Below are 21,388 nucleotides of genomic sequence, written 5' to 3'. Positions count from 1 at the left end.
GCGATGGCGCGGCTGGCCGCGTGGTTCGCCAGCCGTGGCTGGTCGCCGCTGGCGTTCCAGAAAACGATGTGGCGGCACTACCTGGCCGGCGAATCCGGGCTGCTGCACACGCCTACCGGCAGCGGCAAGACGCTGGCGATGTTCGGCGGGCCGCTGCTGCAGGCGCTGGTCGATCCGCTGCCGCGCGCACCGGGTACGCGCGCTGGCAAGACCGTGCCGGCGCTGCAGGTGCTGTGGATCACCCCGCTGCGCGCGCTGGCCAGCGATACCGCACGCGCGCTGCGTGAACCGCTGGCGGCGCTTGGGCTGGACTGGCAGGTGGGGCTGCGCACCGGCGATGCCAGCGCGCGCGACAAACGCCTCGCCCGCGAAGGCCGGGTGGATGTACTGGTGACCACGCCCGAATCGCTGGCGCTGCTGCTGAGCTACCCCGATACGCAGGAGCGCATGCGCCGGCTGCGCTGCGTGGTGGTGGATGAGTGGCATGAGCTGCTGGGCAACAAGCGCGGCGTGCTGCTGCAGTTGAATCTGCGTCGCCTGCGTGATGCGCTGCCGGCGCTGCAGGTGTGGGGCCTGTCGGCCACGCTCGGCAACCTGGACGAAGCGCGCGAGGTATTGCTGCCCGATGTTCCCGACGCGCCGCTGGTGTCGGGGGCGCGGCCACGCCCGGTGAAGGTGGAAACGCTGTTGCCCGCGCATGGCGAGCGCTTTCCATGGGCGGGCCACCTCGGCCTGTCGCAGCTGCAGCGGGTGCAGCAGAAGCTGTTCGCGGTCGGCACCAGCCTGCTGTTCACCAACACCCGCGCGCAGGCCGAACTGTGGCACCAGGCGCTGTCGGCGGTGTGGCCCGAAGACCCGGCCACGCTGGGCCTGCACCACGGCTCGCTGGACCCGGTGCAGCGCCGCATCGTCGAGCAGGGCCTGCGCGACGGCGCACTGCGCTGCGTGGTGGCCACCTCCAGCCTCGACCTGGGGGTGGATTTCCCGGCCGTCGACCAGGTCCTGCAGATCGGCAGCCCGAAAGGCATCGCGCGGCTGGTGCAGCGCGCCGGGCGCGCGCGGCATCGCCCGGGGGAATCGGGCCACATTGTCTGCGTGCCGTCGCACGCGCTGGAGCTGGTGGAATACGCCGCCGCGCGGCGTGCACTGGCCGCTGGCGTGATCGAAGCGCGGCGCCCGCTGCGGTTGTCGCTGGATGTGCTGGCCCAGCACTGCGTAAGCTGCGCGCTGGGCGGCGGCTTCCGCGCCGACCAGCTGCTGGCCCAGGTCCGGCGCACGCACGCGTTCGCGTCGCTGGAGGTGGCGCAGTGGCAGGGCGTCCTGGACTTCATCGTGCAGGGCGGCCAGGCGCTTGCGCAGTACCCGGACTTCCACAAGGTGGTGCGCGACGACGATGGCATCTACCGCGTGAACGACCGCCGGGTGGCACTGCGCCACCGGCTGTCGATCGGCACCATCACCAGCGATGGCAGCGTCATGGTGCAGTTCCTGCGCGGCGGCCGGCTCGGCAGCGTGGAAGAACAGTTCGTCGGTCGCCTGCGCCCCGGCGACCGCTTCCAGTTCGCCGGCCGGCTGCTGGAGCTGGTACGGCTGGAGAACCTCACCGCTTACGTCAAGATGGCGCGTGGCGGCGATGGCGTGGTGCCGCGCTGGCAGGGGGGCCGCCTGCCGCTGTCGGAGGCGCTGGGCCACGAGATGGAAAGCGTGCTCGCGGCCGCGCCCGACAGCCCGGAAATGCACTGGCTTGCACCGCTGCTGCGCCTGCAGGCACGCGTATCCGCCCTGCCCGGCCCGTCACTGCTGCTGGTGGAAAGCGTGCGCCGCCGCGAAGGACAGTTCGTGTTCGTGTATCCGTTCGCCGGGCGCCAGGTCAACGAGGGGCTGGCGGCGCTGATGGCGATGCGCTGGACGCGCCTGCAGGCCAATACCTTCGGCTACGCCGCCAACGATTACGGCTTCGTGCTGGCACCGGCGCGCGCGGTGGAGGTGGATGCGGCGCAGGTGTCGACATTGCTGCAGCCGGACGGTCTGTTCGAGGACCTGCGCGACAGCCTCAACCTGGGCGAACTGGCACGCCGCCAGTTCCGCGATATCGCGCGCGTGTCCGGGCTGTTGATTCCCGCATTGCCAGGCCGCACGCCACGCAGCCTGCGCCAGCTGCAGGCGTCCGCCGGCCTGCTGTATGACGTGCTGCGCCAGCATGATCCCGGGCACATCCTGCTCGGCCTGGCCGAACGTGAGGTACTGCATGAGCAGCTCGACCTGACCTGCCTGGCCGAAACGCTGCGCCGCTGCCAGGGCCGCACGTTGTGCGTGCAGCACCCGGCAACGCTGGCGCCCTTGTCCTTCCCGCTGTGGGCCGAGCGCCTGCGCGGGCAGCTCAGCAATGAAGACTGGAAGACGCGCGTGCTGCGCGCCGTAGGCCAACTGGAGAAACGCCATGCCGACTGAGGTCGTGACCGATATCGCGGGCGAGCAGGTACGCCTGCTTGGCGCGCGCGCACTGTACTGGCCGGCGCGCGAAGCGCTGCTGATTGCCGACCTCCACCTTGGCAAGGCCGATCTGTTCCGGCGCGCGGGCATCGGGTTGCCCAGCGGCGGCACCGGTGACGATCTGTCGCGGCTGTCGACACTGATGGCCGACCGCCCCGTCCGCACGGTATGGATCCTGGGCGACGTACTGCATGGCCCCGCGCATCGGGCCGCATGGTACCGGCAATGGCAGGCTTGGCGGGAGCAGCATCCGCGGCTGGAGATCGGCGCAGTGGCCGGCAACCATGACCGCGTGCTGCCCAAGGCCGACCTGGGCATCACCCTGCTTGGCGAACGTGTCCAGGAGGGGCCGTTCCTGCTGCGCCATGATCCACAACCGCATCCGAGCCTGCATGTGCTGTGTGGCCACCTGCATCCACTCGCCCGCCTGCCAGGCATGCAACGCCGCTGGCCGGCCTTCTGGCTGCGCGAGCGCTTGACCGTGCTGCCGGCTTACTCGCGCTTTACCGCCGGCATCGCACCGGTCGTGGCCGCCGGCGAGCAGCTGGTCGCGTGCGTCGACGACGACGCGATCGCGCTGCCGGCACGTTGACGCCGGCAGGCGCGGGTGCGGCGGCTCAAGCTGCCGAAGGCAGCGCTTCCATCAACAGGATCTGCGGGGCATCGGGATTGCGCCGCACGGGACAGCGCTGCACCTCGGCCAGCATGGAACGCGCTGCGGCGCGGATGCGGGCGTGGTGTTCGGGGGCGGCATGGGTGATCAGACTGGTGACATGGAAGTCGAACACATCTTCCATCACATCCGGCTGATCCTCGTGGAGCATCTGCAGCAACCCGCGCAGTTTGCGGATTTCAGAATCGAGAACGTCGGCCGGAAACAGCATGTCTTTCTCCTTGGGGGCAACAACACAACAGTATTCTTGTGCCACAAGGCAAGTGACCCTGCCGTCAACGGCCGCCATTCATGTGCTCATCGCCTCGACGAAACCCGGCGACAATCCCAGCGTGCCCCACCAGCCGCGCTGGGTGCCGCTGAGCACGCGCAGCATGTGGCCGCGACCACCCGGCAACCGACCCATCGGCTGGAACAGCACATCGCGTGCGTGCGCGAGCAGGTCGCGCTCGGACTGGAACACCGGGGTCAGCCACCGGCTCCAGAACTGGTAGATGCCCACGTGTGCACTGCGCTGCGCCTGGTAGGCCTGCAGCGCGGCATCGGCCGCATCGTGCGCGCGCAGCGCATCGCGCAGCGCCATCGCGTCCATCAGCGCCATGTTCACGCCCTGCCCCAGCTGCGGGCTCATCGCATGCGCCGAATCCCCGGCCAGCACCAGGCGGTCGCGGTGCCAGCGCGTCATCACCGCATCGCGGTAGCCGGCACGCGCCAGCTGCGCGCCGTCACGCACGTCCTGCAGCCGCAGGTGGGCCTGCGGCCACAGCGCGGCGATCTCCTCCAGCCAGCGCTGCATGCCATCCCGTTCCCACTGCTCGAACTGCGCGCGCGGCAGGCTCCAGAAGAAGCTCAGGCGCGGCTGCGCATCATCGGGGCGGGTGCCGACCGGCAACAGCCCGATCATCTTGCGCGCCGCCACGTAGCGCTGCCGCAGCTCGTCGTGGTGCGGCCAGTCGCCGCGCGGCAACAGGCACCACAGCGCACCCCACGGGTATTCGCGGTCAAGCCGCGTGCCCTGCACCAGCGTGCGCAGCGACGAGGCCGACCCATCGGCGGCGATCACCAGGTCATACGGGCCGTGCCAGTGCCCGCGCGCGTCGCGCACGCGGCCATTTTCGGTATCCACATCGACGATGGCGGTGTCGGCCTGCAGGTTGCCCGGGTGCTCCCAGGTCTGGGCCAGCAGCGAGAACAGCGCGCCGCGCTGCATGCCGATGCCGTGCAGGTGCGCATGCAGCGCCGCATAGCGCATGTCCATCACCGCGCGCCCGCACGGCGTTTCACCGTACAGCCGGCGCACCGGCGCGCCGTGCCGCAGCACCTCTGGCAGCAGGTCCATCTGCCACAGCACGTCCAGACCGCTCGGCTGCAGCAGGAACCCCGCGCCTACCGGACCGGGCTTGGGCGCGCGCTCGAACACGTGCACATCGTGATGGTCGCGTGAAAGGAGAATCGAGAGCGCTTGGCCCGCCGTTCCGTAGCCAACGATGGCAATCGTACGTTTTTTCATCTGACGTCCTGTCCGGCATCAAAAAAAACCCCGCCGAAGCGGGGTTTTCCTTGCGCTGCGGTGGAGTTACTCCGCCGGCGCGATGTTCGAGGCCTGGGCGCCCTTCGGACCCTGGCTCACTTCATAAGTGACCTTCTGGCCTTCCTGCAGGCTGCGGAAGCCCTTGGAGTTGATCGCGGAGAAGTGCGCGAAGACATCAGCGCTGCCGTCATCCGGCGAGATAAAGCCAAATCCCTTGGCGTCGTTGAACCACTTGACGGTACCGTTCGGCATGGTAATGCGAGACCTTCTTCAATGAATGGGTGGTGTACGCTCAACCAGCGCACTGGCGGAGTATGCAAAGCTTGTCATGCAATGACAATCATCCGCGTGCCAATTCGCCAATCAGTTCCGGCAATCCGGCCGAAGCCGCGTCAACATTGGCCAGTACTTCGGCCATCGTGATCTCGTCGCCATCGCCACAGCCGGCCGCCCAGTTGGCCACGATCGCCAGGCAGGCGTAGTCCAGGCCCAGCTCGCGGGCGAGGCCGGCTTCGGGCATGCCGGTCATGCCGACCAGGTCGCAGCCATCACGGCGCATGCGCGCGATTTCCGCATTGGTCTCCAGCCGCGGCCCCTGCGTGGCGCCGTAGCAGCCGCCGTCCTGCAGGCGCACCCCGGTGACCTTGGCCGCCGCCAGCACCTTGCTGCGCAGCATCGGCGTGTACGGGTGGCCAAAGTCCACATGCAGCACCTCGGTGCCCGGCTCTTCGCTGAGCGTGGAGATGCGGCCCCAGGTGTAATCGATCAGCTGGTCCGGGCAGGCCAGCACGCGCGGACCGAACTGCTCGGTGATGCCGCCGACGGTGTTGAGCGCGAGCACGCTGGTGGCACCGATCTGCTGCAATGCAGCAAGATTCGCGCGGTAATTGATCTTGTGCGGCGGCAGCGAATGACCTTCGCCATGCCGGGCCAGGAACGCCACGCGCTGGCCGAGCAGCGTGCCGACCCGGATCGGGCCGGACGGCGTGCCGTAACGGGTTTCGACCACGTGGCTGTTCACGTCATCGAGCTGGGCCAGCTTGTACACACCGGTGCCGCCGATGACGGCCAGGGCAATAGGGTCCATGGGCGCTGCTTATTCCTTCATCGCGTAGATGGCCGGCACGCCACGCAGCGCTTCGTTGACGTCCATGCCGAAGCCGAACACGTAACGGTCCGGCAGTTCGACACCGGCGTAGTCCGCCTTGACGTCGGGCAGCGCGCGGTCGTGCTTCTTCACCGTCATCGCGGCGATGCGCACATCGGTGGCGCCCTGCTCCAGGCACCAGGTGCGCACGCCCTGCAGGGTGAAGCCTTCGTCCAGGATATCGTCGACCAGCAGCACGCGGCGGCCGAACAGCGAGGTGGCCGGCTTGTGCTTCCAGACCAGCTCGCCGCCGGTGGTTTCACCGCGGTAGCGGGTGGCGTGCAGGTAATCGAACTGCAGGTCCTGGCCGCGCGCGCCCAGCTCCAGCGCCAGCTGGCCGGCGAACGGCAGCGCGCCGTGCATGATCGACAGGAACAGCGGGACCTCGCCCTTGTAATCCGCCGCGATGGCATCGGCGATGGCCGCGATGGCCGCATCGATGGTGGGGCGGTCGACCAGCAGGTCGGCCTGGGCCAGGGCCTGGGAAATGGTGAGGTTGGGCATCAGACGATTCTTCCAAGGGTGTCGAGCAAACGGGATTGGGAGGTGCCATGGCGGGCATCGGCCAGCAGGCCGTCCCAGCCAAGCGCGCCCCGGCCGATCAGGCCGAGCAGCGCAGCAGTATTGAGGGGGCGGCCGTCGACCGCGCGCAGCGCCTCGTCGACCAGTTCCGGGTGGCAGACCAGCACCACGTCGCAGCCGGCATCCAGGTGCGCATGCACGCGCGCCTGGACGCCCCCGGCGGAGAACGAGGCGGCCATGCCGATGTCGTCGGAGAACACCACGCCGCGGAAGCCCATTTCCCCGCGCAGGATCTGCTGGATCCAACGCGACGAGTAACCGGCCGGTTCCGGTGCGACCTGCGGGTAGACCACATGGGCCATCATCACCGCGTCGGCGCCGGCATCGATGCCGGCGACGAACGGCACCAGGTCCAGCGCCCGCAGCGCGTCGAGGTCACGCGGATCGCTGGCCGCCGCCACGTGGGTGTCTTCCAGCACGCTGCCGTGGCCGGGGAAATGCTTGAGGGTGGCGGCCATGCCGACGCTGTGCATGCCGCGCACGTAGGCGCGGGTGAAGGCGGCAACGACCTCCGGGTCGGCACTGAAGGCACGGTCGCCGATGGCGCGGTTGCCGCGGCCCAGGTCGACCACCGGGGCGAAGCTGAGGTCCACGCCGCTGGCGCGCACTTCGCTGGCCATCAGCCAGGCGTGCTGTTCGGCAAGGGCCAGGGCTGCCTCGGGATCCTGTGCGTACAGGGAGTCGAAGCCCTGCAGCGGCGGCAGCGCGCTGAACCCTTCGCGGAAGCGCTGCACGCGGCCGCCTTCCTGGTCCACGCAGATCAGCAGCGGGCGCGGCGCGGCGGCGCGGATCGCGGCCGACAGCTCGGCGATCTGCTGGCGCGAGGCGAAATTGCGCTTGAACAGGATGACGCCGGACACGGCGTCGTGCTGCAGCCAATCGCGTTCCTGGGCGGTAAGTTCGGTCCCGGCAACGCCGATCACGAGCATGGGTCGATCTCCAAAGCGGGGCGCCGTGATGGCGCACTGCCGCATTGTCGCAGAAGGCGTGTCCCCGAGGCCACGGGCGCGGCGGGCGTATTCAGGGCCAGCGGCGGTAGGGGTTCGCGGCCAGGGCGAGGTTGTAGTACCGGACCTGGTCGGTCACTTCCTCCCCGACCCAGGACGGCAGGTCGATGGCCTGGTCGGCCTGGTCCAGTTCGACCTCGGCCACCACCAGCCCGGCGTTGTCGCCCAGGAACTCGTCCACTTCCCACAGCAGCCCGGCGTGGTGGACCAGGTGCCGGCGCTTGTCGATCAGGCCGCCCACGCACAGCGCCAGCAGCGCGCGGGCGTCCTCCACCGGGATCGGGTAATCGAATTCCTGGCGGGTGTGCCCGATCTCGCGCGATTTCATGTTGAGAAATGCCTCATCGCCCTGGATGCGCACCCGCACCGAGGCCTTCTGGGCGCCGCTGTCGATCGAGGCGGTGTCGTTGATGTAGCCCTGTGCCATCGGAATGACCGCGTGCGCGGCGGCGCGCCAGTCATCGCCGGTGACCAGGAACTTGCGCTCGATCTCGATGCCCATCTCAACGCTTCTCGAAGACGGCGATGCTTTCCACGTGCGCGGTGTGCGGGAACATGTCCATCGCACCGGCCGACACCAGGGTGAAGCCCTGCTCGTTGACCAGGTAGCCGGCGTCGCGCGCCAGCGAGCCGGGGTGGCAGCTGACGTAGACGATGCGCTTGAACTGCTTGAGCGGCAACTGCTGCAGGACTTCGATCGCGCCCGAGCGTGGCGGGTCCAGCAGCAGCTTGTCGAAGCCCTGGCGCATCCACGGGGTCTGGCGCTGGTCCTGGGTCAGGTCGGCGGCGAAGAACTGCGCGTTGTCCAGGCCGTTGCGCGCGGCGTTTTCCCTGGCCCGCGCCACCAGCCCGGCTTCGCCTTCCACGCCCACCACTTCGCGCACGGTGCGCGCCAGCGGCAGGGTGAAGTTGCCCAGGCCACAGAACAGATCGAGCACGCGCTCGTCCGGGCCGGCGTCGAGCAGCTCGAGCGCCAGCGCGATCATCTTTTCATTGAGCTTGGCGTTGACCTGGATGAAATCCAGCGGGCGGAACGCCAGCTCCACGTTCCACGGCGCCAGCCGGAACGACAGCGGCACCTCGGCAGGCAGCAGCGGGTGCACGGATTCAACACCGCCGGGCTGCAGGAAGATCGCAAACCCGTGCTCAGCCCCGAACGCGGCCCAGGCCGCCTTGTCCGCATCGCTGAGCGGCAGCATGTGGCGGATGGTCAGCACGATCGCATCGTCGCCGGCAATGAACTCCACCTGCGGGATGTCGCGCTTGCCATCAAGGGACTCGATGAACGCCGACAGTGCCGCCACCTTCAGGCCGATTTCCGGGATCACGGTCAGGCACAGGCTCAGGTCCGCCACGAAGCGCGGGTCCTGTTCACGGAAGCCGACCAGGGTCTTGTCCTTCTTCTCCACCCGGCGCACGGAGAAGCGCCCCTTGCGGCGGTAGCCCCAGCTTTCGCCGACCAGCGGCGGCAGCACGGTGCCCGGGCTGACATGGCCGATCCGGGTCAGGTTGTCGAGCAGAACGCGCTGCTTGGCCACGATCTGCTGACCTTCTTCCAGGTGCTGCAGCACGCAACCGGCACAGACGCCGAAGTGCGGGCAGCGCGGGGTGACCCGCTGCGGCGAGGGCTGAAGCACCTCCACGGTCCGCGCCTCGTCGAAATGGCGGTTGCGGGCGGTGGGCTCGGCGCGCACCACTTCGCCCGGCAGGGCGCCGGAGATGAAGGTGACCTTGCCGCCCTCGCCTTCACGGCGGGCGACGCCCCGGCCATCATGGCTGAGGTCGAGAATGTCGGTCTGGAACGGCGTCTTGTCGAGGCGGGAACGGGATCGGGCCACGTGGCAACAGGCTGCGGGCAAAAAGGGTGCGTATTGTCGCAGATACGCACCGCGAGCTGCCGGATGACCCCATCGGGAGGCTTGCAGGACGCCATATCGTGTTTAATATGGGCATAGCTGACATGGAGGCAGCCCCAATGCAGATGACCCCGAGGGCTCCCATGCCCCGACTCCTGCTCGTCGAGGACGACACCATCAGTCGCGGCTTTTTCCGGGCCGCGCTGGAAACCCTGCCCGCGCAGGTGGAAACCGCCGATTCGCTGGTCACTGCCCTGGAACGGGGCCGCAACGGCGAGCACGATCTGTGGCTGATCGATGTGAACCTGCCCGACGGCAATGGCAGCCAGCTGCTGAGCGCCTTGCGGCTGACGCGTCCGGACACGCCCGCCCTGGCCCACACGGCCGATGGCGACACCAGCATCCATGCCCGTCTGCGCGATGACGGGTTCAGCGAAACCCTGGTCAAACCGTTGAGCCGTGAGCAGCTGCTGCAGGCCGTGCGCCGTGCGCTGGTCAACAGCCCCGGCAGCGCCGCCCGGGCCGTCGCCGTTGGCGGCAGTGAGCTGGAACGCGAGGACTGGGACGAAATCACCGCGCTGGCGGCCCTGAATGGGCAGCGCCATCACCTGATCGCCCTGCGCGAACTGTTCCTGGCGGAGCTGCCCGGGGTCCGCGACGCGGTGGCCCAGGCGGTACAGCAACATGATGTGGGCACCTTGAAGGGCCAGCTGCACCGGCTGCAGGCCAGCTGCGGCTTCGTCGGCGCCGCGCGCCTCGCACGCGCGGTACGCCAGCTGCACCAGGCCCCCGAATCCAACGGCGCCCACACCCAGTTCAAGGCGGCCGTGGAGTCCCTGTTGCATTGAAGGTCACCGCCGCCGCGCCAGATCCTCCAGCATTTCCCACGATTTCAGCCCGCGCCCACCCAGGTGGTGCAGCAGCACCGCACGCATGCCTCGCCGCAGGCTGGCCAGATCCTCCGCGCCGGGCAGGACGTCGCCAGCCAACGCCAGCAACGCACTCCCGGTCGCCGTCCCCCGCCGCGGATCCACCCCGCGCTCGCTGAGCAACCGTCGCGGCCCTTCCAGCGGGTCCAGCTCATAACGCGCGGCCGGGTCGACCGGCTCGCCATCGCTGCCATGGGTCAGGTCGAAGCCAAACCCCAGTGCCTCCAGCAGGTCGCGCTCGAACCGCCGCAGGGTCCAGGCCAATGGCTCGGCGGCTGCGAGCCGCTGGCGCACCTGCCCGTAGTGGTCGTAGAGGTCGGGCAGCGGGTCCTGGCGGGGCGCCAGCCGCATCACCAGTTCATTGACATAGAAGCCGGCCAGCATGGCATCGCCGCTCAGCCGCGGCGCGGCATCCAGGGCCTCGGCCCCACGCAGCTGGGCCAGCTCGCCGCGCTGCACGGCGGCCAGGCGGATCCATTGCAGAGGCTGGAGGGCGGCGCGCAGCGCCTGGCTGCGCGGGCTGCTCACGCCGCGCGCCAGCAGTCCGATCCGGCCGTGCTGCTCGGTCAGGACCTCGACCAGCAGGCTGGTCTCCCGCCAGGGGCGGGCATGCAGCACGAAGGCCGGTTCGTCGTCGATGCGCATGGCCGGGGGCGGTGAGCGGCAACCCTGCCGGGTTTACTCGTAGCCGAAGGCCTTCAGCGCAGCTTCGTCGTCCGACCAGCCTTCGCGCACGCGCACCCAGGTTTCCAGGAAGACCTTGGCGTCGAACAGGCGCTCCATCTGCATGCGCGACTTGGCGCCGATGTCCTTCAGGCGGCTGCCACCCTTGCCGATCACGATGGCCTTCTGGCCTTCGCGTTCGACCCAGATCACCGCACCGATGCGCAGCAGGTTGCCGTCTTCGACGAAGCGCTCGATTTCCACCGTGGTGGCGTACGGCAGCTCTTCACCGAGCTGGCGCATCAACTGCTCACGAACCAGTTCGCCGGCCAGGAAGCGCTGGCTGCGGTCGGTGATTTCATCTTCGCCGAACATCGCCGGGGCTTCGGGCAGCAGCTTCAGGAGGTCGCGCACCAGCGCTTCCAGGCCGTTGCGTTTCTGCGCGGAGATGGGGTGCACGGACGCGAACGTACGGCCTTCGGTGACCTGCTGCAGGAACGGCAGCAGGGCCGCCTTGTCCTTCAGTCGATCGACCTTGTTCACCACCAGCACCACCGGAATGCCCGCGTCGCTGAGCACGTTGAACGCCAGGGTGTCTTCTTCGTCCCAGCGGCCAGCCTCGATCACCAGCATGCCGGCATCCACGCCCTCGAGCGAGCCGCGCGCGGCGCGGTTCATCACCCGGTTCATGGCGCGCTTCTGCACGCGGTGCAGGCCGGGGGTGTCGACCAGCACCAGCTGGCCTTCCGGATAGCTGGCAATGCCCAGCAACCGGTGGCGGGTGGTCTGCGGACGGTTGGAGACGATGCTGACCTTGGCGCCCACCAGGGCATTGGTCAGGGTCGACTTGCCGACGTTGGGGCGGCCGATGACGGCCACGCTGCCGCAATGATGGGGGGTTGCTTCGCTCACTTGGAATCCAGTTGCTCGAGGGCGGCAGCTGCCGCCTGTTGTTCGGCCAGCCGTCGCGAGGCACCTTCGCCTTCGGTGCTGACAGCAGGATCGGCTACGCCGCAGCGTACCCGGAAGGTCTTGGCGTGATCGTCGCCTGATTCTGACACCAATTCGTACAGCGGCAATGCCTTCTGTCGGCCCTGCAGCCATTCCTGGAGCCGGGTCTTGGGGTCTTTTTCAGGCTTGCCGGTAGCCGGCAGCGCCTCCATGGAGGGGCCAAACCAGGGCAGGACCACTGCCTGGCAAGCGGCAAAGCCTGCGTCCAGGTAGATGGCGGCCACCACGGCCTCCAGCGCGTCGGCCAGGATCGAGTCCCGCCGGTGGCCGCCGGATTTCATCTCGCCCGGCCCGAGCGTGAGCCGCTCGCCCAGATGCAGGGTGCGGGCAATGACCGCCAGCGCGCCTTCGCGCACCAGCTCGGCCCGCGCCCGGGTCAAGGCGCCCTCGTCCGCCTTCGGCCAGCGCTGGTAGAGCGCTTGGGCCACCATCATGTTGACGATGCTGTCGCCGAGGAATTCCAGCCGCTCGTTGTTCGGCGTGCCGGCACTGCGATGCGTCAGGGCCTGCTGGAGCAGGCCCGGATCCTGGAAGGCGTGACCGATCTGGTCACCACGTTGATAGGTTTTAGTCGGCACCGCTGAGGGTCAATTCCTGGTGTGCATCAAATTTCCCAACCACGTCGAGGTTGCCCACCAGCGGGCGACGCACTTCGTAGTTGACCTTCATGTTCCAACCGCCACTGACGCGTTCGAACTTGACGTTGGCCGGCTTGACGCTCTCCGAATAGCTGATGTCCAGCCGGCGGAAGAACATTTCCTGCACCTTGCCCGGTTCCATGTTGGCCACGCCCGGTTCCTTGGCCACGCCCTTGAGCGCGGTCTTCACCGCGTAGAACTCGGAGTACATCGGGAACAGTTTCATGCCGATGTACAGGCCGAACCCCACGATGCACAGCACGACCAGGAACGAGGTCAGGGTCATGCCACGCTGCGTCTTCATCGTCTTCATTGCGTTCTCCCCAGATACGCGGTTGGAATCAGTTGATGCCGGTGCCGATGCGGGACGGTTCGAAACCATCCTTGCAGAACCAGCCCGAGCAGTTGAGCCAGATCAGGAAGGCCTTGCCGCGGAGGTTCTCCTCCGGCAGCAGACCCCAGAAACGGCCGTCATCGCTGTTGTCGCGGTTGTCGCCCATGACCAGGTACTTGCCCGGCGGCACGGTCCACTGGCCTTCGCCACGCGGATAATCGGTCTCCAGCACGGTATGGGTGCGGCCCGGCAGGTGCTCCACCAGCAACGAGGCGCCCTCCCCCTGGCCACGGTGCCCAGCATACAACCCCTTGCTGTCGTACTTGAGCGGGGTGCCGTTGAGGATGACCCCATCGCCCTGGAAGGCGATTTCATCGCCCGGGACGCCGATCACGCGCTTGATGAAGTTCTCGCCCTTGTTCGGGTCGTTGTCCGAATGGCCCGGGAAGTGGAACACCACCACGTCACCGCGCGCCGGCTCGCCGATCGGGACGACCTTGGCGTTGTTCAGCGGCAGGCGCAGGCCATAGGCGAACTTGTTGACCAGGATGAAATCGCCGATCAGCAGGTTCGGCATCATCGAACTGGACGGGATTTTGTAAGGCTCTGCAATGAAGCTGCGCACCACCAGCACGATGGCCAGCACCGGGAAGAACGCCCGGGAGTAATCCACCAGTACCGGCTCGCTGTCCAGCAGGCCGGCCCGCGCCGCGCGGCGCTTGGCGAAGTACAGCTTGTCGGCCAGCAGGATCAGGCCCGAGGCCAGCGTCAGTACGACCAGCAGGATTTCAAACAGTTTCATGCAGTGTCCTTGGGAACGGGAGCCTTACTTGTCCATCTGCAGCACGGCGAGGAAGGCTTCCTGCGGAATCTCCACGCGGCCGACCTGCTTCATGCGCTTCTTGCCTTCCTTCTGCTTCTCCAGCAGCTTCTTCTTGCGCGAAACGTCGCCACCATAGCACTTGGCCAGCACGTTCTTGCGCATGGCCTTGACCGTGGTGCGGGAGATGATCTGCGAGCCGACGGCGGCCTGGATCGCCACGTCGAACATCTGCCGCGGGATCAGCTCCTTCATCTTTTCGCACAGCTCGCGGCCGCGCCGGTCGGCATGGCTGCGGTGCACGATCAGCGACAGCGCATCGACCTTGTCGCCGTTGATCAGCACGTCCACGCGGACGAACGGACCGGCGTCGAACCGCACGAACTGGTAATCCAGCGAGGCGTAGCCGCGGCTGACCGACTTGAGCTTGTCGAAGAAGTCCAGCACCACCTCGGCCATCGGCAGCTCATAGCTGATCTGCACCTGGCTGCCCAGGTAGTTGATGCCGATCTGGCTGCCGCGCTTTTCCTCGCACAGCTTGATGATGTTGCCGATGTACTCCTCGGGGGTAAGCACGTTGGCACGGATGATCGGCTCGCGGATCTCGCTCACCATGTTCACCGGCGGCAGCTTGGCCGGGTTGTCCATGTTGATGATCGTGCCGTCGGTCTTCAGGACTTCATAGATGACGGTCGGCGCGGTGCTGATCAGGTCGAGGTTGTACTCGCGCTCCAGCCGCTCCTGCACGATTTCCATGTGCAGCATGCCCAGAAAGCCGCAGCGGAAGCCGAAGCCCATCGCTTCGGAGCTTTCCGGCTCGAAGCGCAGCGCCGCATCGTTCAGGCGCAGCTTGTCCAGCGCTTCGCGCAGGTCCGGGTAGTCTTCGGCATCGACCGGGAACAGGCCGGCGAACACGCGCGGCTGCATTTCCTGGAAGCCGGGCAATGCCGACGGCGCCGGGTCGGCGGCCAGGGTCAGGGTGTCGCCCACCGGGGCACCATGCACGTCCTTGATGCTGGCCGTGACCCAGCCCACCTCGCCCGCGCGCAGGGCCGGCAGCACCTTGCGCTTGGGGGTGAACACGCCGACATTGTCGACCTGGTGGTTGCGGCCGGTGGACATCACCTGCAGCTTGTCACCGGCCTTGATCTGGCCCTGCATCACGCGCACCAGCGAGACCACGCCCAGGTAGTTGTCGAACCAGGAATCGATGATCAGCGCCTGCAGCTTGTCGGTATCGCGCGGCTGCGGGGCCGGGATGCGATGCACGATGGCTTCCAGCACGTCCACCACGTTCAGGCCGGTCTTGGCACTGACCGGCACCGCATCGCTGGCATCGATGCCGATCACGGCTTCGATTTCGGCCTTGGCGCGCTCGATGTCGGCGGTGGGCAGGTCGATCTTGTTGATCACCGGCACCACTTCCAGGCCCTGCTCCACGGCGGTGTAGCAGTTGGCGACCGACTGCGCTTCCACGCCCTGGGCCGCATCCACCACCAGCAGCGCGCCTTCGCAGGCCGCCAGCGAGCGGCTGACTTCATAGGAGAAGTCGACGTGCCCCGGGGTGTCGATGAAATTCAGGTGGTAGGTCTGGCCATCTTTGGCCACGTACGGCAGCGATACCGACTGGGCCTTGATGGTGATGCCACGCTCGCGCTCGATCGGATTGGAGTCGAGCACCTGCGCCTCCATCTCGCGGGCCTGGAGGCCGCCGCAAAGCTGGATGATGCGGTCGGCCAGCGTGGACTTGCCGTGGTCGACGTGGGCGATGATGGAGAAGTTGCGGATGTTCCGCATCGAATCAGAGGACATAGGTGGCGGCGGCGCGGCGCGTCGTCAGGATAACGGCACATTATCGCATGGCCGACCCCTCCCCGCGTGCCGGGGCGCCAAATACGACCGGGCCCGCCGAAGCGGGCCCGGAAACGCAGCAGGGACGGGGTTTACTGCCCGGTTTTGACCGCCACGAACGCGCTGTTGCCGCCCGCGCGCACCAGCAGCATCACCACGTCGCCCTTCTTGTAGCCGCCCAGCGCCTTGTTCAGCGCAGCCACGCTGCCGACCGGGGTGCGCCCGACCTGCAGGATCACCATGCCCGGCGACAACCGGGCATCGCGGGCAGCCTGGCCCTTGACGTTGGTGATGCGCACCCCTTCGCCCGCGTCCAGCCCCAGCTGCTGGCGCTGCGGAGCGGTCAGGTCGGCCACGTCCAGGCCCAGCAGGGCGTTGGCACCCACCTGCGGCGCCGCGTCGGCGGCAGCCGGACCGGCGGTGCCGCGGGCGGCATCCTCGGCCAGCTCGGTCAGGGTCGCGGTGATCTCACGCTCCTTCCCTTCGCGCAGCACGCCCAGGCGGACCTTGCTGCCCGGCGCCTGGGCGCCGATCAGCGGCGGCAGATCGCTGAAGGTGTTGATCGGGGTGCCGTTGACCGAGCGGATCACATCGCCGACTTCCAGCCCGGACCTGGCCGCGGCACTGCCCGGAACCAGTTCGTTGACCAGCGCGCCACGGCTGTCGGGCAGGTTGAAGCCCTGCGCGACGTCACCGGTGATGGCGCCCACGATCGCGCCCAACTGGCCACGGCTCACGCGCCCGTTCTTCTTGATCTGGTCGACCGCACCCATGGCCAGGTCGATCGGGATCGCGAAGCTGATGCCCATGTAGCCGCCCGAAGCGGAGAAGATCTGCGAGTTGATGCCGACCACTTCACCACGGGTATTGAGCAGCGGGCCACCCGAGTTGCCCTGGTTGATCGCCACGTCGGTCTGGATGAACGGCACGTAGCGCTGGTCCTGGCCGCCGGTGCTGCGCCCGACCGCACTGACCACGCCGGCGGTGACCGAGTGGTCCAAGCCGAACGGCGAGCCGATCGCGACCACCCACTGGCCGGGCTTGAGCGTATTGGAATCGCCCACGCGCACGGTCGGCAGGTTCTTCGCATCAATCTTGAGCAGGGCCACGTCGTACTGCTGGTCGCTGCCGATCACCTTGGCGGTGAATTCGCGGCGGTCGCCCAGCTTGACCTTCACTTCGCCGGCGTCGGCCACCACATGGTGGTTGGTCAGCACGTAGCCGTCGGGCGAGATGATGAAGCCCGAGCCCATGCCGCGGCCGCGGATGCTGGGACCTTCATCATCGCCACCGGGCTGGCCCGGCATCTGGAAGTCCGGGCCGAAGAAGCGGCGGAAGAACTCCGGCATCTCGTCATCGCCCGGACCGGGACCGGCGCCGCGCGCCTGGCGGTTGCTGCGCACGATGGTGGTTTCAATGTTGACCACGCCCGGACCGACCTGCTCCACCAGGTTGGTGAAGTCCGGCAGGCCACTGACCAGCGGCGCGGCCGGCGCACGCGGGGCGGCGGCCACCTGCCCGGCAGGAGCGGTCGGGCTGGGCGACTGGGCACAGGCCACCAGCGGAAGGGTGATGGCCAGCAGGGCCATGGCGTGCGTGCGGATACGGGCGGTCATCAGACTCGAGCCTCCGGGTCAGGGATGTTCAGGGGAAGGGGTGGCGCTGCAGGTAGCGTGCAGCACCTGTATGTCGGGAATGGAGGCAAACGTCAGTCGCGCTGGCGACGCACCGGCGGCGCGCCGGACGCGTCATCCTGCAGGCGCGGCTCGAACGGATAGAACGCCGCCTGGGGCTCCTGCGTGGAGAAGCTGGCATTGAGCGCCCCGCTGCTGCCCACCGTCGAGCGCGGCCACGGCCTGGCCTGCAGGTTGCCGACCTCCCCGAACGGCAGGGTCGGGGCATCGGTGGCTGGCACCGACGGGGCCGGCGCAGGCTGGCTGGCCACCGCACGCACCGGTTCGGCGCTGCGGCCGGCCACGCTGCGCGCGGCGGCCTGCTGGGTGCGGGTGGCACTGTTACGGCGGGCATTGACGGCTGCGGCCGGCACGGCGGCCACGGCCAGGGCGGCATCGGCCACCACGGTGGCATTGAGCGGCGCGCGCGGCGGTGCCGGCGGCAGCTGCGCCTGGCTGGCGATGATCGTGGTCGGCTGCTCCAGCGGGGCCTGCCCGGGCAACTGCTCGCGGCTCATGAACAGCGCGATGGCGGCCACCGAGGCGGCCAGCGCGGCACCGCCACCCCAGCGCAGCAGACCGCCGCGGCGCTGGCGCGGGGCCGGCGTTGCGGCGACCACCGTGACCGGCTCGGCCGCAACAGCGGCCTGGATCCGGTCGGCAAAGCCCTGCGGCGCCGGCGCACAGGCCTGCCCGCGCAGCACATCGCCCAGCAGCTGCCAGCGTTCCTGGCAGCGGGACAGGTCTTCATCGTGTTCCAGGCGGCGCAGCAGGAACCGCGCCTCTTCCAGCGGCAGCTCTCCATCCACCAGTGCAGAAAGCTGCTGGCGGTGGTGGGCATCGAATTTGTCAGGCATCTGGTGGCTCATACGCGGCTCTTCTCGCGGGTGGCGCTGCCGACATCCAGCAGCGGCCGAAGTTCAGTGTCGATCGCCTCGCGGGCACGGAAAATCCGCGACCGCACGGTGCCGATCGGGCACCCCATCTTCTGCGCGATTTCTTCGTAACTCAGGCCCTCAACCTCGCGCAGGGTGATGGCCGATCTCAACTCTTCCGGCAACGCCGACACCGCCTTCATCACCGTCTGCTCCAGCTCCTGGCGCATCAACTCGCGTTCGGGCGTGTCGGTATCGCGCAGGCGGGTGCCGCTGTCGAACTGTTCGGCGTCCCCGATTTCGATGTCATCGGTGGGCGGGCGGCGGTTGTGGGCGGCTAGATGGTTTTTGGCAGTATTCACGGCGATCCGGTGCAACCAGGTATAGAACTGGGCATCGCCGCGGAAACTGCCGATCGCGCGGTAAGCGCGGACGAACGTATCCTGGGCAACGTCCTGACATTCACTCCAGTCGGCGATGTAGCGCCCGATCAAGGCGACGATCCGATGCTGGTACTTGCGCACCAGCACATCGAACGCCGCACTTTCGCCGCGCTGCACGCGCCGGACCAGCTCCAGGTCCAGCTCCTGTGGTGTTTCAACCTCGGCCATGGGGGGCCGCACTCCTGTCAGCCCAACCGACGTCGGGCAATGAGACTGCCAATCCCGGGAAAAGTTCAGCGCCGATCACCGCGCGCCGTACCAGCTTTTAACCACCGTTCCGTTAAGGTTCCAGACCACCGCCATGAACCGGGTGCTCCTCCCCCCAGCTATAGGGATTTGACGGGGAGGAAACAACCTCTGGATCATAGCCCCCTTCTCCATACACAACCGGATGGAACGCCTCCATGCTCTCAGGCTTCGATGGGCTCCGCTTCTCACATTGGCACCCCGAGATCCGTGACGATGGTGTCGTGGTGCTCAGCCTCGACCGCCACGACAGCAGCGTCAATGCGATGTCGCAGGACGTGCTGCTGGAACTGGGCGACCTGGTCGAACGCCTGGCGCTGGACCCGCCCAAGGCGGTGGTGGTGCAGTCGATCAAGCCGGCCGGCTTCATCGCCGGTGCGGACCTGAAGGAATTCCAGGAGTTCGATCGCCGCGGCACCGTCAACGATGCCATCCGCCGTGGCCAGACCACCTACCAGAAGCTGTCCGAGCTGCCCTGCCCGACCGTGGCCGCCATCCATGGCCACTGCCTGGGCGGCGGCACCGAGCTGGCGCTGGCCTGCCGCTACCGCGTGGCCTCCAACGATCCCTCCACCCGGATCGGCCTGCCCGAAACCCAGCTCGGCATCTTCCCCGGTTGGGGTGGCAGCGCGCGCCTGCCGCAGCTGGTCGGCGCCCCCGCCGCCATGGACATGATGCTGACCGGCCGCAACCTGTCGGCATCGGCTGCCCGCAACATCGGCCTGGTCGACAAGGTCGTCGCCCCGGCGGTGCTGCTCGACACCGCTGTCGCACTGGGCCTGTCCGGCACCACCCGCCCGTTCAAACAACGCCTGACCGCCTGGGCCACCAACACCTGGCTGGCGCGCAGGCTGCTCGCCCCGCAGATGGCCAAGCAGGTCGCGCGCAAGGCCAGGAAAGACCACTACCCCGCCCCGTATGCGCTGATCAACACCTGGGCACGCACCGGCGGCAGCGGCATCCAGGCCCGCCTGGACGCCGAACGCCGCGCCGTGGTCAAGCTGGCCGGCACCCCGACCGCGCGCAACCTGATCCGCATCTTCTTCCTGACCGAGCGCCTCAAGGCACTGGGCGGAAAGGACCACGGCATCCGCCACGTGCACGTGGTCGGCGCCGGCGTGATGGGCGGCGACATCGCCGCGTGGTCTGCCTACAAGGGCTTCGAGGTCACCCTGCAGGACCGCGAACAGCGCTTCATCGACCCGGCCATCGAACGCGCCCAGGCCCTGTTCGCCAAGAAGGTGCGCGACGAGAGCAAGCGCCCCGCCGTCGCCGCCCGCCTCAAGGCCGACCTCGCCGGTGACGGCGTTGCCGTGGCCGACCTGGTGATCGAAGCCATCATCGAAGATGCCGAAGCCAAGCGTGGCCTGTACCAGACGCTTGAGCCGAAGATGAAGGCCGACGCCCTGCTGACCACCAACACCTCCTCCATCCCGCTGGTGGAACTGCGCGACCACATCCAGCGCCCGGCCCAGTTCGCCGGCCTGCACTACTTCAATCCCGTCGCCCAGATGCCGCTGGTGGAAATCATCCACCACGACGGCATGGCCCCGGAAACCGAACGCCGCCTGGCCTCGTTCTGCAAGGCCCTCGGCAAGTTCCCCGTGCCCGTCGCCGGCACCCCCGGCTTCCTGGTCAACCGCGTCCTGTTCCCCTACATGCTCGAAGCGGCCACCGCCTACGCCGAAGGCGTGCCCGGGCCGGTCATCGACAAGGCCGCCGTCAAGTTCGGCATGCCCATGGGCCCGATCGAACTGCTCGACACCGTCGGTCTGGACGTCGCCGCCGGCGTCGGCAAGGAACTGGCCCCGTTCCTGGGCCTCCAGATCCCCGCTGCCCTGCAGACCGTCGAACCGGGCAAGCGCGGCAAGAAGGACGGCCAGGGCATCTACAAGTGGGAAAACGGCCGCGCCCAGAAGCCGGACGTTCCGGCCAATTACCAGGCGCCGGAGGACCTGGAGGACCGCCTGATCCTGCCGCTGCTCAACGAAGCGGTCGCCTGCCTGCACGACGGCGTGGTGGCTGACGCCGACCTGCTCGATGCCGGTGTCATCTTCGGCACCGGCTTCGCCCCGTTCCGCGGCGGCCCGATCCAGTACATCCGCGCCACCGGCGCCGATGCGCTGGTAGAGCGCCTGAAGGTACTGCAGCAGCGCCACGGCGACCGTTTTGCCCCGCGCCCGGGTTGGGACGCGGCGGTGTTGCGTGAGCCGGTGATCTGACGGTTGATTGACCAAAACAGAAACGCCACCGCCCGGTGGCGTTTTTGTTTGCCGTTGGTTGGTTGATCCCGATCCCAATGGGCCGATAACGGTCACTGGCCTCTGGTTGGTTGATCCCGATCTGCGGACGTTACGTAACAATTCGTAGCCCCGGCCGTTGGCCGGACACCGCGCGCAGCGCGGCCCAAGCATCCAAAGGCGGTTGCGCAACGATCGCCACCATCCACCCGGCGTTTAAACGTTCCGAAGCCGTCCGTCCCGGGTCATGAACGCCTGAAACACGATTTCGGTATGGTCCAAACGTCGGGTGGATGGTCGCGGGCGATGAACCACGGTGTTCGGAAACCTGGGCCGCGCTGCGCGCGGTGTCCGGCCAACGGCCGGGGCTACGAAT

General features: G+C 68.0%; 21 protein-coding genes. 4 read left to right on the top strand and 17 right to left on the bottom strand.

Annotated elements, in window-relative coordinates; all coding sequences use genetic code 11:
- The first annotated feature begins 3 nt into the window (after positions 1-3).
- On the top strand, positions 4-2,451 hold the full coding sequence (locus QE395_RS05280) for a ligase-associated DNA damage response DEXH box helicase (protein ID WP_306990429.1): 2,448 nt from the start codon (positions 4-6) through the stop codon (positions 2,449-2,451).
- On the top strand, positions 2,441-3,085 hold the full coding sequence (gene pdeM, locus QE395_RS05275) for a ligase-associated DNA damage response endonuclease PdeM (RefSeq protein ID WP_306987797.1): 645 nt from the start codon (positions 2,441-2,443) through the stop codon (positions 3,083-3,085). The genes QE395_RS05280 and pdeM overlap by 11 nt, the downstream gene beginning before the upstream one ends.
- 25 nt (positions 3,086-3,110) lie before the next feature.
- On the opposite strand, the gene QE395_RS05270 is transcribed toward pdeM, so the two are convergent.
- The 8 genes from QE395_RS05270 to rlmD all read right to left on the bottom strand — a co-directional run bounded on the left by QE395_RS05270 (position 3,111) and on the right by rlmD (position 9,271).
- Positions 3,111-3,377, bottom strand: coding sequence for a hypothetical protein (locus tag QE395_RS05270; RefSeq protein ID WP_068853613.1), 267 nt, complete (start codon positions 3,375-3,377; stop codon positions 3,111-3,113).
- A gap of 78 nt (positions 3,378-3,455) precedes the next feature.
- Positions 3,456-4,676, bottom strand: a complete 1,221-nt coding sequence (locus tag QE395_RS05265; protein WP_306987795.1) for an NAD(P)/FAD-dependent oxidoreductase — start codon at positions 4,674-4,676, stop codon at positions 3,456-3,458.
- A 66-nt stretch (positions 4,677-4,742) separates the two neighbouring features.
- The gene (locus QE395_RS05260; protein ID WP_068853615.1) at positions 4,743-4,949 is read right to left on the bottom strand and encodes a cold-shock protein; all 207 of its coding nucleotides are present in this window, start codon (positions 4,947-4,949) and stop codon (positions 4,743-4,745) included.
- Between the two features lie 88 nt (positions 4,950-5,037).
- Positions 5,038-5,784: an S-methyl-5'-thioinosine phosphorylase gene (locus QE395_RS05255; RefSeq protein WP_306987791.1), complete on the bottom strand. Its 747-nt coding sequence runs from the start codon at positions 5,782-5,784 to the stop codon at positions 5,038-5,040.
- 9 nt (positions 5,785-5,793) lie between these two features.
- Positions 5,794-6,348, bottom strand: coding sequence for a hypoxanthine-guanine phosphoribosyltransferase (locus tag QE395_RS05250; protein ID WP_068853617.1), 555 nt, complete (start codon positions 6,346-6,348; stop codon positions 5,794-5,796).
- Positions 6,348-7,355: a beta-N-acetylhexosaminidase gene (gene nagZ, locus QE395_RS05245; protein ID WP_184126427.1), complete on the bottom strand. Its 1,008-nt coding sequence runs from the start codon at positions 7,353-7,355 to the stop codon at positions 6,348-6,350. The genes QE395_RS05250 and nagZ overlap by 1 nt, the downstream gene beginning before the upstream one ends.
- Positions 7,356-7,446: 91 nt before the next feature.
- On the bottom strand, positions 7,447-7,935 hold the full coding sequence (locus QE395_RS05240; protein ID WP_306987789.1) for a CYTH domain-containing protein: 489 nt from the start codon (positions 7,933-7,935) through the stop codon (positions 7,447-7,449).
- Position 7,936: 1 nt separating this feature from the next.
- Positions 7,937-9,271, bottom strand: a complete 1,335-nt coding sequence (gene rlmD / locus QE395_RS05235; RefSeq protein ID WP_306987787.1) for a 23S rRNA (uracil(1939)-C(5))-methyltransferase RlmD — start codon at positions 9,269-9,271, stop codon at positions 7,937-7,939.
- 137 nt (positions 9,272-9,408) lie between these two features.
- On the opposite strand from rlmD, the gene QE395_RS05230 reads away from it, so the two are divergent.
- Positions 9,409-10,137 (top strand): response regulator, encoded by a 729-nt coding sequence (locus tag QE395_RS05230; RefSeq protein ID WP_095363546.1) that lies wholly within the window; start codon positions 9,409-9,411, stop codon positions 10,135-10,137.
- A 3-nt stretch (positions 10,138-10,140) separates the two neighbouring features.
- Here QE395_RS05230 and recO read toward each other — a convergent pair whose 3' ends face one another.
- The 9 genes from recO to rpoE all read right to left on the bottom strand — a co-directional run bounded on the left by recO (position 10,141) and on the right by rpoE (position 18,694).
- Positions 10,141-10,863, bottom strand: a complete 723-nt coding sequence (recO, locus tag QE395_RS05225; RefSeq protein ID WP_095363547.1) for a DNA repair protein RecO — start codon at positions 10,861-10,863, stop codon at positions 10,141-10,143.
- 33 nt (positions 10,864-10,896) lie between these two features.
- Positions 10,897-11,793 (bottom strand): GTPase Era, encoded by an 897-nt coding sequence (gene era, locus QE395_RS05220; RefSeq protein WP_306987784.1) that lies wholly within the window; start codon positions 11,791-11,793, stop codon positions 10,897-10,899.
- Positions 11,790-12,470 (bottom strand): ribonuclease III, encoded by a 681-nt coding sequence (rnc, locus tag QE395_RS05215; protein ID WP_068853624.1) that lies wholly within the window; start codon positions 12,468-12,470, stop codon positions 11,790-11,792. Before rnc ends, era begins: the two co-directional genes overlap by 4 nt.
- Positions 12,460-12,843, bottom strand: coding sequence for a DUF4845 domain-containing protein (locus QE395_RS05210; RefSeq protein WP_068853625.1), 384 nt, complete (start codon positions 12,841-12,843; stop codon positions 12,460-12,462). The genes rnc and QE395_RS05210 overlap by 11 nt, the downstream gene beginning before the upstream one ends.
- Before the next feature lie 28 nt (positions 12,844-12,871).
- The gene (gene lepB / locus QE395_RS05205) at positions 12,872-13,666 is read right to left on the bottom strand and encodes a signal peptidase I (RefSeq protein WP_095363548.1); all 795 of its coding nucleotides are present in this window, start codon (positions 13,664-13,666) and stop codon (positions 12,872-12,874) included.
- Between the two features lie 24 nt (positions 13,667-13,690).
- Complete coding sequence (gene lepA, locus QE395_RS05200) at positions 13,691-15,481, bottom strand: translation elongation factor 4 (protein WP_068853627.1); 1,791 nt, start codon at positions 15,479-15,481, stop codon at positions 13,691-13,693.
- Between the two features lie 146 nt (positions 15,482-15,627).
- Complete coding sequence (locus QE395_RS05195; RefSeq protein WP_306987781.1) at positions 15,628-17,151, bottom strand: DegQ family serine endoprotease; 1,524 nt, start codon at positions 17,149-17,151, stop codon at positions 15,628-15,630.
- 92 nt (positions 17,152-17,243) lie between these two features.
- Positions 17,244-18,065 (bottom strand): sigma-E factor negative regulatory protein, encoded by an 822-nt coding sequence (locus tag QE395_RS05190; protein ID WP_306987779.1) that lies wholly within the window; start codon positions 18,063-18,065, stop codon positions 17,244-17,246.
- 8 nt (positions 18,066-18,073) lie between these two features.
- A complete protein-coding gene (rpoE, locus tag QE395_RS05185; protein ID WP_068853630.1) occupies positions 18,074-18,694 on the bottom strand; it encodes an RNA polymerase sigma factor RpoE in 621 nt (206 codons plus the stop codon).
- Between the two features lie 236 nt (positions 18,695-18,930).
- On the opposite strand from rpoE, the gene QE395_RS05180 reads away from it, so the two are divergent.
- The gene (locus QE395_RS05180) at positions 18,931-20,994 is read left to right on the top strand and encodes a 3-hydroxyacyl-CoA dehydrogenase NAD-binding domain-containing protein (protein WP_095363551.1); all 2,064 of its coding nucleotides are present in this window, start codon (positions 18,931-18,933) and stop codon (positions 20,992-20,994) included.
- The last annotated feature ends 394 nt before the right edge of the window (positions 20,995-21,388 follow it).

The sequence above is a fragment of the Stenotrophomonas sp. SORGH_AS_0282 genome (genome assembly GCF_030818125.1).
GTDB lineage: Bacteria > Pseudomonadota > Gammaproteobacteria > Xanthomonadales > Xanthomonadaceae > Stenotrophomonas > Stenotrophomonas rhizophila_A.
The sequence above is the reverse complement of the archived record's forward strand: the minus strand, read 5'-3'. Positions and strand labels throughout refer to the sequence as shown.